This is a genomic window from Cupriavidus alkaliphilus (assembly GCF_014191175.1).
GTDB lineage: Bacteria > Pseudomonadota > Gammaproteobacteria > Burkholderiales > Burkholderiaceae > Cupriavidus > Cupriavidus alkaliphilus.
In genome coordinates this window covers 71,705-85,960 of record NZ_JACHWE010000003.1, presented here as the reverse complement: position 1 = coordinate 85,960, position 14,256 = coordinate 71,705, and the positions used below count along the sequence as shown (strand labels likewise).

The 14,256-nt window shown below is 68.5% G+C and carries 14 protein-coding genes; 1 reads left to right on the top strand and 13 read right to left on the bottom strand.

Annotated elements, in window-relative coordinates:
• Nucleotides 1-11: 11 nt before the first annotated feature.
• From FHX60_RS11850 to urtA, 13 genes are all read right to left on the bottom strand, one after another.
• A complete protein-coding gene (locus FHX60_RS11850) occupies nt 12-704 on the bottom strand; it encodes an urease accessory protein UreF (RefSeq protein WP_183283477.1) in 693 nt (230 codons plus the stop codon).
• A complete protein-coding gene (locus tag FHX60_RS11845) occupies nt 701-1,096 on the bottom strand; it encodes an endonuclease domain-containing protein (RefSeq protein ID WP_183283476.1) in 396 nt (131 codons plus the stop codon). Before FHX60_RS11845 ends, FHX60_RS11850 begins: the two co-directional genes overlap by 4 nt.
• A 316-nt stretch (nt 1,097-1,412) precedes the next feature.
• Nucleotides 1,413-2,003: an urease accessory protein UreE gene (gene ureE / locus FHX60_RS11840; RefSeq protein ID WP_183283475.1), complete on the bottom strand. Its 591-nt coding sequence runs from the start codon at nt 2,001-2,003 to the stop codon at nt 1,413-1,415.
• 16 nt (nt 2,004-2,019) lie between these two features.
• Nucleotides 2,020-3,735 (bottom strand): urease subunit alpha, encoded by a 1,716-nt coding sequence (gene ureC / locus FHX60_RS11835; protein WP_112775305.1) that lies wholly within the window; start codon nt 3,733-3,735, stop codon nt 2,020-2,022.
• Nucleotides 3,735-4,040 carry an urease subunit beta gene (locus tag FHX60_RS11830; RefSeq protein ID WP_112775304.1) on the bottom strand — a complete coding sequence of 102 codons (306 nt, stop codon included), beginning with the start codon at nt 4,038-4,040 and terminating at the stop codon, nt 3,735-3,737. Before FHX60_RS11830 ends, ureC begins: the two co-directional genes overlap by 1 nt.
• An 11-nt stretch (nt 4,041-4,051) precedes the next feature.
• The gene (locus FHX60_RS11825) at nt 4,052-4,663 is read right to left on the bottom strand and encodes a HupE/UreJ family protein (protein ID WP_183283474.1); all 612 of its coding nucleotides are present in this window, start codon (nt 4,661-4,663) and stop codon (nt 4,052-4,054) included.
• Between the two features lie 48 nt (nt 4,664-4,711).
• The gene (locus FHX60_RS11820) at nt 4,712-5,014 is read right to left on the bottom strand and encodes an urease subunit gamma (RefSeq protein WP_092314008.1); all 303 of its coding nucleotides are present in this window, start codon (nt 5,012-5,014) and stop codon (nt 4,712-4,714) included.
• Between the two features lie 39 nt (nt 5,015-5,053).
• Complete coding sequence (locus FHX60_RS11815) at nt 5,054-5,923, bottom strand: urease accessory protein UreD (protein WP_183283473.1); 870 nt, start codon at nt 5,921-5,923, stop codon at nt 5,054-5,056.
• Between the two features lie 27 nt (nt 5,924-5,950).
• Entirely contained in the window at nt 5,951-6,643 is a 693-nt protein-coding gene (urtE, locus tag FHX60_RS11810) for an urea ABC transporter ATP-binding subunit UrtE (RefSeq protein ID WP_112775302.1), read from the bottom strand.
• Between the two features lie 2 nt (nt 6,644-6,645).
• Nucleotides 6,646-7,494 carry an urea ABC transporter ATP-binding protein UrtD gene (urtD, locus tag FHX60_RS11805; RefSeq protein ID WP_183283472.1) on the bottom strand — a complete coding sequence of 283 codons (849 nt, stop codon included), beginning with the start codon at nt 7,492-7,494 and terminating at the stop codon, nt 6,646-6,648.
• Complete coding sequence (gene urtC, locus FHX60_RS11800; protein WP_183283788.1) at nt 7,491-8,699, bottom strand: urea ABC transporter permease subunit UrtC; 1,209 nt, start codon at nt 8,697-8,699, stop codon at nt 7,491-7,493. Before urtC ends, urtD begins: the two co-directional genes overlap by 4 nt.
• The gene (gene urtB, locus FHX60_RS11795) at nt 8,699-10,342 is read right to left on the bottom strand and encodes an urea ABC transporter permease subunit UrtB (RefSeq protein WP_183283471.1); all 1,644 of its coding nucleotides are present in this window, start codon (nt 10,340-10,342) and stop codon (nt 8,699-8,701) included. The genes urtC and urtB overlap by 1 nt, the downstream gene beginning before the upstream one ends.
• A 105-nt stretch (nt 10,343-10,447) precedes the next feature.
• A complete protein-coding gene (urtA, locus tag FHX60_RS11790; protein WP_092314020.1) occupies nt 10,448-11,704 on the bottom strand; it encodes an urea ABC transporter substrate-binding protein in 1,257 nt (418 codons plus the stop codon).
• A 457-nt stretch (nt 11,705-12,161) separates the two neighbouring features.
• Between urtA and FHX60_RS11785 the strand changes: the two genes are divergently transcribed.
• Nucleotides 12,162-14,216, top strand: coding sequence for a gamma-glutamyltransferase family protein (locus tag FHX60_RS11785; RefSeq protein WP_183283470.1), 2,055 nt, complete (start codon nt 12,162-12,164; stop codon nt 14,214-14,216).
• Nucleotides 14,217-14,256: the final 40 nt, after the last annotated feature.

Sequence of the window (14,256 nt, the reverse complement as noted above, 5' to 3'; positions counted from 1 at the left end):
GGGGTATCGGTTCAGGATCGGAACAGCCGGGAGTACTGCGTTTCGTGGCGTGCGCACAGCAGGCCCAGCATCGGGGAAAAGGTCGACAGTTGCGGCGGCGTGGCATCGGCGCGGCGCGTGGCTTCGTCCACGGTTTCCAGTACCGCCGCGTGAAGGCGGCGCAGCATGTGTTGGCCGGCGACCTGGCCCAGCGGCACCGCCTTGATCGCGGCGGCGACCTGGTTCTCGGCCCAGTTGAAGCAATACGCGGCCAGGCCGTCGCGGGCGTCGACGTTCAGCGCAACGCAGGCTGCCGTGAAGGCGGTTGGCAGGCAGACCGGCGCGAGCATTGCCAGCGCCTCGCGCAATGCCGGCGTGCCCCATTCCATCTGGGCAATCAGCTTCGCCAGCGACCAGCCCATCTGCTCGGTCTCGAGGCGAAGCTCCGAGGTTTCGCGGGTAGCGTGGAACCAGGCGTTCCACGAACGTACCTGCTCGGCATCGCCCGCCTGCCAGTGGCGATGCAGTAGCAGCCACAGCGGTGCCTCGCATTGCGCCTGGACATGCAGCAGGTTGTCGCGGATCCAGCGCTCGGCAGTCGGGGCGTCATGCACGCTGCCGCATTCGATTGCGGCCTCGAGACCTTGCGAATAGCTGAAGCCGCCGATGGGCAATGCGGGCGAGGCGAGGTGGAGGAGCGAGATGAGTTGGGGGAGTCGGGTCATCGCACGATCCCTCGCTTTGCGACGGTTCGCTCCCCTCTCCCGCTTGCGGGAGAGGGGTCGGGGGAGAGGGCCGGAGCATCCACGAGCCCCAACTCCAACAAAACCTCACGTACTGTCTCTAGTACTGCCCCCGTATTCCCCAATACATCACGGTTCCAAAACCGCAACACACGATATCCCTCACGTCGGAACCAGACATCGCGCCTCGCATCGACCTCAGAGCCATGCTGACCGCCATCCACTTCGATGACCAGCTTGAATGCCATGCAGACGAAATCCGCAACATAAGGACCGCACTGCTGTTGACGCTTGAACTTCAAGCCGAGAAATCGGTGGGCGCGGAAGTGGTACCAAAGACATTGCTCTGCCTTGGTCTGGTTGGACCGAAGCATGCGGACGAACGTTGGCCCTGGCACTCGCCTGCCCTCTCCCCCAGCCCCTCTCCCGCAAGCGGGAGAGGGGAGCAAACCCGCAGCCTCGCACCGCCATGCGGCGCCTGATGCTTGACTCGTGTGGACTCCCTCTCCCGCTTGCGGGAGAGGGTTGGGGAGAGGGCCAAGAGCCCCTACGAAGTCCGCGCCAACCACATGCTCCGGTCCGCCCTGAGTCTTGCCCCGGCTTACTTGAGCGGAAGTGCGAACTCTTACAGATTCGGTGTCGTTAGCATCGGCCATCATTCGCGCCCTCCCTCCACACCGACCATACACATCACTGCCGATGCCCACAATGCTCTCCATGGACATGCTCGCCAGCATGACCATGCGAGTGCGAGTGCGAGTGTCCATGATGCTCATGGAACACCGCCTGCGCCGCCGCATAGTCCTCCGCGAACGTCGCATCGTGCCCATGCTTGTGCCCGCCGCCATAAGCGCCCGCCTCCGGCTCGAACGGCAGTTCGGCGCGTTCCGCCTGCACGCCCAGGCGCCGCAGCATGTCGGCCAGCACCGCGTCATATTCGAGCCGCAGGTAGTCGCGCCCGATCTCCACCGGCGTGTGGCGGTTGCCGAGGTGGTAGGCCGCGCGCATCAGCGCGTGCGGGTCCTGTGCGCGCACTTCCAGCACGGACTCGGCGGCGGCCTGGACTTCGATGAAACTGCCGTCCTCGGCCACCAGCAGGTCGCCGCCGCGCAGGACCGTGCCGCGCGGCAGGAACAGCGCGGCGTCGGCGCCGTTGTCGAGCACCGCGCGCAGGCGGCTCTTGCTGCGGTCGCCAAACGGCAGCACCAGCTTGGGTGCGCGGCGCACCAGCACGCCGGCGATGCCGTGTGGCGCGGTCAAATGCTTATCGATCTTCAGCATGGCAATTCCGCCCCCATCAAAACAAGAAATAGCGCTGCGCCATGGGCAGCTCGGTGGCGGGCTCGCAGGTCAGCAACTGGCCGTCGGCAACCACCTGGTAGGTCTCGGGATCGACCGTGACATGCGGTTGCCAGTCGTTGTGGACCATGTCGCGCTTGCTGACGGTGCGGGTGCCGCGCACGGCTGACAGCGTCTTGGCCAGCCCGTAGCGTTCGCCGATGCCGGCCGCCAGCGCCGCCTGCGAGACGAAGGTCAGCGACGAACGATGCAGCGCGCCGCCGGCCGCGGCGAACATGGGCCGGTAGTGCACCGGCTGCGGCGTCGGAATCGATGCATTGGGATCTCCCATCGCGGCCGCGGCGATCATGCCGCCCTTCAGGATCAGGCTGGGCTTGACGCCGAAGAACGCGGGCCGCCACAGCACCAGGTCGGCCCACTTGCCGACCTCGACCGAACCCACTTCATGGGCGATGCCGTGGGTCAGCGCCGGGTTGATGGTGTACTTGGCGACGTAGCGCCGAACGCGGAAGTTGTCGTGCCCGCCGCGCGCATCGTGCGGATCGCCCGGCAGCTTGCCGCGTTGCGCCGCCATCTTGTGCGCGGTCTGCCAGGTTCGGATGATGACTTCGCCGACGCGCCCCATCGCCTGCGAATCGCTCGAGATCATCGAGAACGCGCCGAGGTCGTGCAGGATGTCCTCGGCGGCGATGGTCTCGCGGCGGATGCGGCTTTCGGCGAAGGCGATGTCCTCGGCGATCGACGGGTCCAGGTGGTGGCACACCATCAGCATGTCGAGATGCTCGTCCAGCGTGTTGACGGTGTACGGGCGCGTCGGGTTGGTCGACGACGGCAGCACGTTGGCCTCGCCGCACACCTTGATGATGTCCGGCGCATGGCCGCCGCCGGCGCCTTCGGTGTGGTAGGTATGGATGGTGCGGCCCTTGAACGCGGCGATGGTCGCCTCGACGAAACCGGCCTCGTTGAGCGTATCGGTATGGATCGCCACCTGGGTGTCGGTTGCGTCGGCCACCGACAGGCAGGTATCGATCGCCGCCGGCGTGGTGCCCCAGTCTTCATGCAGCTTCAGGCCGATGGCGCCGGCTTGGACCTGCTCCAGGATCGGCCCCGGCTGGCTGGCGTTGCCCTTGCCCAGCAGGCCGATATTCATCGGGTAGGCGTCGGCGGCCTGCAGCATGCGCTCCATGTACCACGGCCCCGGCGTCACGGTGGTGGCGAAGGTGCCGGTGGCGGGCCCGGTCCCGCCGCCGATCATGGTGGTGACGCCGCTCATCAGCGCCTCGTCGATCTGCTGCGGGCAGATAAAGTGGATATGGCTGTCGATGCCGCCGGCGGTGACGATCATGCCCTCGGCCGCGATCACCTCGGTGCCGGGACCGACCACGATGGTGACGCCGGGCTGGATGTCGGGATTGCCGGCCTTGCCGATCGCCGCGATGCGCCCATGCTTGAGGCCGATATCGGCCTTGACGATGCCCCAGTGGTCGACGATCAGCGCATTGGTGATCACGGTGTCGACGCAGTCCTGCGCCATGCGCTGGCTCTGCCCCATGCCGTCGCGGATCACCTTGCCGCCGCCGAACTTGACTTCCTCGCCGTAGACGGTGAAGTCCTTCTCGACTTCGATGATCAGCCCGGTATCGGCCAGCCGCAGGCGGTCGCCGGTGGTGGGGCCGAACATCTCGGCATAGGCCTGCCTGGAGATCGATGCCATCACAGCGCTCCCATGATCTTGCCGTTGAAGCCGTAGACGATGCGGTCGCCCGCCAGCGCCACCAGTTCCACGGTGCGGGTCTGCCCGGGCTCGAAGCGCACCGCGGTGCCCGCGGCGATGTTCAGGCGAAAGCCGCGCGTGGCCTCGCGCTCGAACGCCAGGGCCGCGTTGGTTTCGTAGAAGTGGAAGTGCGAGCCGACCTGGATCGGCCGGTCGCCGGTATTGGCCACCGTCACGCTGACGGTGGCGCGGCCGACATTGAGCGCGATCTCGCCGTCGGCGGGCATCAGTTCACCGGGGATCATGGCGGTCCTCCTCAGGCGACCAGCAGGCCGGCGCCGTACAGCGCCACGCCCGCGCCGGCCGCGCGCGCGAGCCAGCCGGCGCGGCGGCGCAGCAGCGCTCCGGCGCCGATGCCCAGCAGGTGCAGCGCCATGGTGGCCGCGGCAAACCCGCCCACATAGGCCAGCACCGCCGGCAGCGCGCCGGCACTGGCGGGCAGTTCCGCCCCATGCGCATAGCCGTGGAACACGGCAAAGCCGCCCACCAGCAGCGTGCCGGCCCACGCCGGCAGCTTGGCGCGCAGCGCCAGCAGCAAGCCGATCACCAGCAGCGAAGCGGCGATCATGGGCTCCACCGCAGGCAGCGCCATGCCGCAGAGGCCGAGCGCGGCGCCCACCAGCATCAAGCCCACGAAGGCCAGCGGCAGGCGCAGCGTATCGGCGGCGGAGCGCGCCACCAACGCACTCCATACCCCCACCGCGGCCATCGCCAGCAGGTGGTCGGCGCCGGTGAACGGGTGCGCCAGGCCGGCCCACAGGCTGGCGCCGACGGTGGCGGCATCGTGGCCGGGATGCGCCAGCGCGGCGCCGGCGGCAACGGTCAGGGAAGCGCCCAGGGCAAGGCGCAGGCAAGCGGTACGGGTCATCGCGGTCATCGGATTGGCCGGGGTGCCGGCTTCGGTTATCAATGCGTTTCAGACAATGGGATGGTGGACGGTGACCAGCTTGGTGCCGTCCGGGAAGGTGGCCTCGACCTGGATCTCCGGGATCATCTCGGCCACGCCCGCCATCACGTCGTCGCGCTGCAGCACGGTGGTGCCGGCGTGCATCAGCTCGGCCACGGTGCGGCCGTCGCGCGCGCCTTCCATGATGGCGGCGGTGATCAGCGCCACCGCTTCCGGGTAGTTCAGCTTCAGCCCGCGGGCCTTGCGCCGCTCGGCCAGCAGCGCGGCGGTGAAGATCAGCAGCTTGTCTTTCTCGCGCGGCGTCAGTTCCATCTCTCGTTCCTGTTGGGTGTTCGATTGCGTATTGACGGGCTACGTCGCCCACAGCCGCAGCGGTTGCGCCGCGACGCCATGCAGCGGCATGCGCAGCGCCTGCCAGGTGTCGGTCATGACGTGGCGCACCGCTTCCATGTGCCGGCCCAGCACGCGCAGCAGCAGCATCGACTGGCCGTTGGCCGCGAGGCAGGTCACGCCGGCGCGCAACGCCGGCGTATAAGGCAGCCGCTCGGCCAGCGTTTCGGCAAGGTCTTGCGTGGCGCCTGCGCCGACCGCCCACAGCGTGCCCAGCACGTTCAGCCCGTCCAGCCCGGGCACGGCATTGCGCAGCGGCGATGCCGCGTCGATATGCGATTGCTCGATCCACAACGCGCGCTCGCCGGCGCCGATGCGCGTATCCAGCCACAGCGCGCCGCGCGCCCACTGCTCGCCCGATGCCTGGCGGCCGAGCACCACGGCATCCCAGCCGATCGCGCTGCCGCCCGGCGCGATATCCAGCACGGTGGAAATCCGCGCACGCGCCTCGTCGAAAACGATGTTCTCCTGCGGCAGCCAGTCCAGCCGCGCGCCCTCGCCCACCGCCAGCCGCACCCGCTGGGCCGCGTCGCGGCCGAGCGACTTGTACCACTTGGTGGCGCCCGGCGTGGCCAGCACCGCATGCGCGCCGGACTCCACCGCCACGTCGATCTCCAGGCTGTCGCCACCGGCCACGCCAGCCGGCGGGTGCAGGATCACCGCGTGGCAGATGCCACCTTCCGGGTACAGCGCCTTCTGTACCAGCAGCGGGCCCCGATGGCGCCGCCCGGTCAGCACGGTGCGCCCGCCGCGCGGCGCAAAGCGCAGGTGCAGCGTGGCCTGCCAGGCCGCCGGCATGGCGAGGAGCGAAGGGAAATCGGGATGGCGCATCGGTGGCGAACGGAACTTGCGCGCGCCCTACACGGCGATCAGCTCGCGCACGCCGTCCTGCTCCATGCTGGCGCCGGCGCCGCGCGCCACCACTTCGCCGCGGCTCATCACCACATAGTGGTCGGCGATGTGCCGCGCGAATTCGTAGTACTGCTCGACCAGCAGCACCGTCATGCCGAATTCGTCGACCAGCAGCCGCAACGCGCGGCCGATGTCCTGGATGATCGAGGGCTGGATGCCTTCGGTCGGCTCGTCGAGGATCAGCAGTTGCGGCTCGCTCATCAGCGCGCGGCCGATCGCCAGTTGCTGCTGCTGGCCGCCGGACAGGTCGCCGCCGCGGCGCAGGCGCATGGTGCGCAGCACCGGGAACAGCTGGTAGATGCGCTCCGGCACGCCCGCCGGCCGCGCGCGGCTGGCGGCGCCGATCAGCAGGTTCTCCTCGACCGTCAGCCGCGGAAAGATCTCGCGCCCCTGCGGCACATAGGCCAGCCCGGCCGCGACGCGTTCGTACGGCGCCTTCTTCTCCAGCGGCCTGCCATCCCAATGGATGCTGCCGCTGCGCGTCGGCACCACGCCCATCAGGCATTTCAGCAGCGTGCTCTTGCCGACGCCGTTGCGGCCGAGCAGCGTGGTCAGCTTGCCCGCCGGCACCTCGAAGCTGACGTTGCGCAGGATATGGCTGCCGCCGTAGTACTGGTTCAGTGCATTGACCTGCAGCATGCCTATCTCCCCAGGTAGGATTCGATCACGCGTTCGTCGCGCTTGACGCTGTCGAGCGTGCCTTCGGCCAGCACGCTGCCCTCGGCCAGCACCGTGACCTTGCCGGCGGCACCCGCCAGCGCGGCGACGAACTCCATGTCGTGTTCCACCACCATCATCGAGCAGCTGCCGCGCAAGCCGTTGAGCAGGCTGGCGAGCTGCATGGTCTCCTCGTCGGTCATGCCGGCGACGGGCTCGTCGAGCAGCAGCAACTGTGGCTGCTGCATCAGCAGCATGCCGATTTCCAGCCGCTGCTTCTGCCCGTGCGACAGCAGCCCGGCGGGCCGGTAGGCCTCGGCCTCGAGGCCGGTCAGCGCCAGCGTCTCCTCGATGCGGCGATGCCCGGCGGCGGTCAGCCGCGCGTGCAGCGACGACCACCAGCGCTTGTCGGCCTGCATCGCCAGCTCCAGGTTTTCCCACACCGCGTGCTGCTCGAACACGGTGGGCTTCTGGAACTTGCGGCCGATGCCCGCCTGCGCGATGCGCGGCTCGGTCATCCGCATCAGGTCGATGGTCTGGCCCAGGAACACGCGCCCGCTGACACTGGCGTTGCGCGGTCCGGTCTTGCCGGTGATGACATCCATCATGGTGGTCTTGCCGGCGCCGTTGGGGCCGATCACGCAGCGCAGTTCGCCGTGGTCGATCGCCAGGTTCAGCTGGTTGAGGGCGCGGAAGCCGTCGAACTGTACGGTCACGTCTTCGAGGTAAAGGATCGGGCCGTGCGACACGTCGATGGTGCCGGGCTCGACGATGCGGCCCAGTCCGGTGGCATCGCCGCTCTCGGCCTGGCTGTGTTCGACTGCGGCGTTCATGCTTCACCTCCGCTGCGGCCCGCGACCGCTGGCGTGGAAACCGGTTCGGCCGCGGCCGGCGCGGCAGTGTGCGCGCGGCGCTCGCGCCAGCGCTGCCACAGGCCGGTCACGCCGTCGGGCAGGTACAGCGTCACCAGCACGAACATCGCGCCCAGCAGGAACAGCCAGTATTCGGCGAAGTGCGCGGTGAACAGCGTCTTGGCGCCATTGACCAGGAACGCCCCGATCACCGGCCCGACCAGCGTGCCGCGTCCGCCCACGGCCACCCACACCGCCATCTCGATCGAATTGCCGGGCGACATCTCGCCCGGGTTGATGATGCCGACCTGCGGCACGTACAGCGCGCCGGCGATGCCGCACAGCACCGCCGAGAAAGTCCACACGAAGAGCTTGTAGCCGAGCGGGTTATAGCCCGAGAACATCACGCGCATCTCGGCATCGCGCACCGCCGTGACCACGCGGCCGAGCTTCGAGGTAACGATATAGCGGCAGGCGATAAAGCCGGTCAGCAGCGCCAGGAAAGTCAGCACGAACAACGCCGTGCGCGTCTGCGGCGCGGCGATGGCAAAGCCGGCGATGCGCTTGAAGTCGGTAAAGCCGTTGTTGCCGCCGAAGCCGGTCTCGTTGCGGAAGAACAGCAGCATTGCCGCATAGGTCATCGCCTGCGTGATGATCGACAGGTACACGCCCTTGATGCGCGAGCGGAAGGCAAAGAAGCCGAACAGCCACGCCAGCACGCCCGGCACCAGCACCACCAGCAGCAGCGCGTAGCCGAGGTGGTCGGTGCCGTGCCAGAACCACGGCAGCTCCTTCCAGTCGAGGAACACCATGAAGTCCGGCAGGTCGCTCTGGTACACGCCTTCGCGCCCGATCGAACGCATCAGGTACATGCCCATGGCATAGCCGCCCAGCGCGAAGAACAGGCCATGGCCGAGGCTGAGGATGCCGCAGTAGCCCCACACCAGGTCGAGCGCGATCGCCGCCAGCGCGAAGCACATGATCTTGCCCACCAGCGTCAGGGCATACGCCGACAGGTGCAGCGGATGGCCCTCCGGCACCAGCAGCGCGCACACCGGCACGCCGATGCCGACGATCACCGTCAGCGCCAGCAGCACCATCCAGCCGCGCGGCGAGAACAGCGACTGGCGTTCGGGCACGGCCAGCCGGAACGGTGCCGCGGAAGAGTTCGATTGGAATCGCTGCATCATGCCTCCGCGCTGCGCCCCTTGAGCGCGAACAGTCCCTGCGGCCGCTTCTGGATAAACAGCACGATCAGCACCAGGACCAGGATCTTGGCCAGCACCGCGCCATAGAAGGGTTCGATGAACTTGTTGAGGATGCCCAGCCCGAACGCACCGACGATGGTGCCGGCCAGTTGCCCCACCCCGCCCAGCACCACCACCATGAACGAATCGATGATGTAGGCCTGGCCCAGGTCGGGGCCGACATTGCCGATCTGCGACAGCGCGCAGCCGCCGAGCCCGGCGATGCCGGCACCGAAGGCAAAGGCGTAGCTGTCGACCTGCCAGGTGCGCACGCCCACGCATGCGGCCATGGTGCGGTTCTGCGTGGTCGCGCGCACGAACAGCCCCAGCCGCGTGCGGTTGAGCACGCCCCACGCCACCGCCACCACCGCCAGCGCGAACAGGATGATGACCACGCGGTTGTACGGGATCACCAGCCCCGGCAGCCATTCGAAGCCGCCGCTCATCCATCCGGGATTGGACACTTCCACGTTCTGCGCGCCGAACAGCGTGCGCACCGCCTGCATCAGCAGCAGGCTCACGCCGAAGGTGGCCAGCAGCGTTTCCAGCGGACGCCCGTACAGGTGGCGCAGCACCAGCCGCTCCAGCACGAAGCCAACCACCGCGGCTGCCAGGAACGAAACCGGCAGCGCCGCGGGCAGATACCAGTCGAGCGCGCCCGGCGCATAGGCGCGGAACAGCGACTGCACCACGTAGGTGGCATAGGCGCCGATCATCAGGAATTCGCCGTGCGCCATGTTGATCACGCCGATCAGGCCATAGGTGATGGCCAGGCCGAGCGCGGCCAGCAGCAGCACGCTGCCCAGGCTCAGCCCGGCGAACAGGTTGCCGATCACTTCGGCGCGGCGCTGGTCGCCCTGCAGCATGTCCAGCGCCTGCTGCGCGGCCAGCCGCACGCTGCCATCGGGCTCGCGGTAGCGGCCGGCGCTGTCGCGCTCGACCAGCGGCTCCAGTTTCTGGCGGTTTTGCGGGTTACTGTCGCGGCCCAGGATACGGATGGCTTCGAGCCGCGCCTCGCGCTCGGCGGCCTCGGGGATGCCGGCCAGCACCAGGTTGGCCCAGATCACGTCCAGGCTGGCGCGCAGGCCGGCATCGGCCTCGGTCTTGCGCGCGGCTTCCACCGCCGCCAGCGACGCGCTTTCCGGCTGGTCGCGCAGCGTGGCCACCGCCTGCGCGCGCATGGCGATGTCCGGCGACTGCAGCAGCAGGCTGCTGGCGGCGCTGTCGACCAGCGCGCGCAGGCTGTTGTTCAGGGTCAGGGATTCGCGTTCGTCGGCCTTGACCGTGACCGGCTTGCCGGTGATGGCATCGACCAGCTTGTCGCCGTCCTGGCGCACCATGCCGACCGACGGCGCGTATTGCAGGGCGTCGTCCTGCAGCGCCTGCAGGATCGGGCCGGCTTCGGCGGGCGCGGCCCTGGCCAGGGCGGACAGCGCGGCGGTCTTGGCGTCGAAGTCGTCCCCGGCCAGCGGCTTGAGGTCGGCCTGCGTCAGTGCCGCGGCCCAGGGCGCCGAGGCCAGCAGCAGCGCTGCCAGCAAGGCGCGCAGCCAGGGCATGGCGGTTCGGGATATCGGGTAGCGCATAGGGGCTGGCCGTGACGAAAGTGGAAATGGAAAACCAAGCTGAGGCGGTGCTCCCCTCTCCCGCAAGCGGGAGAGGGGCGCCGCGTGGTGGCAGGCAAACGAGGCTTACATCGCCTTGTCCGGCTTCCCTTCATTGCCCGCGATGAACGGGCTCCACGGCTGCGCGCGCACCGCCTTCGGCGTCTTCCACACCACCGCGAACTGGCCGTCGGCCTTGACCTCGCCGATCATCACCGGCTTGTACAGGTGGTGGTTCTCGCCCATGGTCAGGGTGAAGCCGTCCGGCGCCTTGAAGGTCTGGCCGTACATGGCCGCGCGCACCTTGGCGGTGTCGGTGCTGCCGGCCTTCTTCACCGCCTGCGCCCACATGTGGATGCCCACGTAGGTGGCTTCCATCGGGTCGTTGGTCACGCGCTTGTCGCCGCCGGGCAGGTTGTTGGCCTTGACCCAGGCCGCCCATTGCTTGCGGAAGGCGTCGTTCTCGGGGTTCTTGACCGACATGAAGTAGTTCCACGCGGCCAGGTGTCCCACCAGCGGCTTGGTGTCGATGCCGCGCAGCTCTTCTTCGCCGACCGAGAACGCCACCACCGGAACGTCCTTGGCCTTGAGCCCGGCGTTGCCCAGTTCCTTGTAGAACGGCACGTTGGAATCGCCGTTGATGGTGGAGATCACCGCGGTCTTGCCGCCCTGCGAGAACTTCTTGATATTGGCGACGATGGTCTGGTAGTCGCTGTGGCCGAACGGGGTGTAGACCTCTTCGATGTCCTTGTCGGCCACGCCCTTGCTCTTCAGGAAGGCGCGCAGGATCTTGTTGGTGGTGCGCGGGTAGACGTAGTCGGTGCCGAGCAGGAAGAAGCGCTTGGCGCCACCGCCCTCCTTGCTGATCAGGTATTCGACCGCGGGGATGGCCTGCTGGTTGGGCGCCGCGCCGGTGTAGAAGACGTTCTTCGACATCTCCTCGCCTTCATACTGCACCGGGTAGAACAGCAGCGAGTTGAGCTCTTCGTAGACCGGCAGCACCGACTTGCGCGACACCGAGGTCCAGCAGCCGAAGGTCACCGCCACCTTGTCCTTGCTGACCAGCTGGCGCGCCTTCTCGGCGAACAGCGGCCAGTTCGATGCCGGGTCCACCACCACCGGCTCCAGCTTGCGCCCGAGCACGCCGCCGCTCTTGTTGATCTCGTCGATGGTCATCAGGGCCACGTCCTTCAGCGACGTTTCCGAGATCGCCATGGTGCCGGACAGCGAATGCAGGATGCCGACCTTGATCGGCTCCTTGGACTGCGCCAGCGCCAGCGGGCTGGTACCGATCATCGCCGCGGCGGCTATCGCCGACAGCTTCAGCATGTCACGTCGTTGCATTTGCAGCTCCCGTTTATGGTGTTGGTCAGGGACTACGCTCCCCGGGGTGATGCATCTGCAACTAGCGTGCCACGGCGAAGAGCCGTGCGCGGTGCGGCCACGGGCGGCGCCAGCGGGCGGGCGCTGCCTGCCGGCTCGCGCCCGCACCATCGCCGTGCAACGGACAAGCGCACTGTGACAGTGCGTCTCGGCCACCGCGTGCGATGACGGTGCATGGCGCCCATCGCCGGGCCGTGACATGGGCCATCGTGGCGCAATCGGCGAGCGCCGGCACGCCAGCCCGGCAGCCGAGCCTGATTAAGCACCCGCTTAAACCCGGATTCGAATGCATGTAAATCCGTACATTCAATGATTAAGGCTGGAGCGCCGCGGCACTACGGTGAAAGCTGGCCGCGGTCCCGCCTGCGCGAACCCGGCCATGGCATTTCCCGGACCCCCATGACAGGAAGGAGAAACCATGCCGTACGCTGCCGATCCCCACGCATCCCCCGCCGAGCCACAGCCGTTGCCGCGCACCACCCCGGCCTGGCGCCAGCGCCGCGGCAAGCTGGCCCTGGCGGCACTGGCGCTGACCCTGGGCGCCTGCGGCGGCGGCGACGATCCCCCGCCTCCTCCCCCGCCACCGCCGGTCACGCCGAGCGCCGGCTGCGAGCTCGACGGCAGCACCGGCGGCCAGGCCGTGGTGCTGCCGGGCGACCCCAACGCGCCGGAGCAGGCGACCGGCTATGCGCCCAAGGTCACGGTCTACAGCAAGACCTATATGGCGGTGACCAACAACCCGGTCTCGACCAAGGCGGCGTGCGACGTGCTGAAGGCCGGCGGCACCGCCATCGACGCCGCCGTGGCGGCGCAGATGGTGCTGAACCTGGTCGAGCCGCAATCGTCCGGCATCGGCGGCGGTGCCTTCATCCTGCATTACGACGCGGCGACGCGGCAGCTCACCGCCTACGACGGCCGCGAGACCGCGCCGGCCGCCGCCGACGAGAACTACCTGCGCTGGAAGTCCGCGGCCGACCCGACCGCGCCGCTGCCCAACGCCCAGCGCAGCGGCCGCTCCATCGGCACCCCGGGCACGCTGCGCGTGCTCGAGCTGGCCCATCGCGACTACGGCAAGACTGCGTGGAAGGAACTGTTCGCGCCGGCAATCAAGCTGGCCACCGACGGCTTCGCGATCCCGCCGCGCATGGCGGCCGCGATCTCCGACAGCACCACCGTCGCCAACATCAAGCGCGATCCGGAGATGGCCGCCTACTTCCTGAACCCGGACGGCACGCCGCGCGCGGTCAACACCGTGCTGCGCAATCCCGCGCTGGCGACGGTCTTCAGCGCCGTCGCCGCTGACGGCGCCGACGCCTTCTACAAGAACGGCCCGATCGCCCAGGCCATCGTCGCCAAGATCCAGACCACCTACGACGGCAATACCACGCCGGGCGTGACCACGCTGGACGACCTGGCCAACTACCAGGCCAAAAAGCGCACGCCGGTGTGCACCACCTACCGGCAGTACGAGGTGTGCGGCATGCCGCCGCCGTCGTCGGGCGGGATTGCGGTGGCGCAGATCCTGGGCATCGTCGAGAACTTCGACATGGCCGCGCACAAGCCCACGCTGGTCGACCAGAACGGCGGCCGGCCGAGCGTGCTGGGCGCCCACCTGATGGGCGAGGCCGGGCACCTGGCCTATGCCGACCGCAACAAGTACGTGGCCGACACCGACTTCATCCCGTTGCCCGGCGGCACCTGGGACACCATGCTGAACAAGCCCTACCTGAGCCAGCGCGCCAGCCTGATCAGCACTACCGGGTCGATGGTCACGCCGGTGGCGGCGGGCAACCTCGGCGACGTGCCGCTGGCGCCGTCGATGGTGGAGGAGCGCGGCACCACGCACCTGTCGCTGCATGACAAGTACGGCAACGTGGTGGCGATGACCACCACCATCGAGGCCGGCCTGGGCTCGTACCACATGACCAACGGCTTCCTGCTCAACAACGAGCTGACCGACTTCAATGCCGATCCCGCTCCGGGCGGCGTGCTGGTGGCCAACCGCCTGCAGCCGGGCAAGCGTCCGCGCAGCTCGATGGCGCCGACGGTGGTCTTCAAGCGCAACGGCGACGGCTCGCGCGGCGACTTCTACATGACCACCGGCTCGCCGGGCGGCGCCACCATCATCCAGTTCGTCGCCAAGACCGTGGTGGCTTCGCTGGACTGGGGCCTGGATGCGCAGCAGGCGGTGTCGATGATCGACTTCGGCGGCTCCAACGGCGCCGGCTCGGCCATGATTGTCGGCGGCGAGCATCCCAACGTCGACACCAGCACGCCGGCCGGCGGCCTGCCGGGCGACAACGACCCGCTGGTCAGGGGCCTGCGCAACCTCGGCCACACCGTCAACACCGCGGCGCAGTCGAGCGGGCTGAGCGCCATCATCCGCACCACCATCGGCGGCTCCGCCGTGCTGGTGGGCGGCGCCGACCCGCGCCGTGAAGGGGTGGTGCTGGGGGATACGTTCAAGCCCTGACGAAGCCGCGACCAAAGAAAAAGGGGCCCCGCGGGGCCCC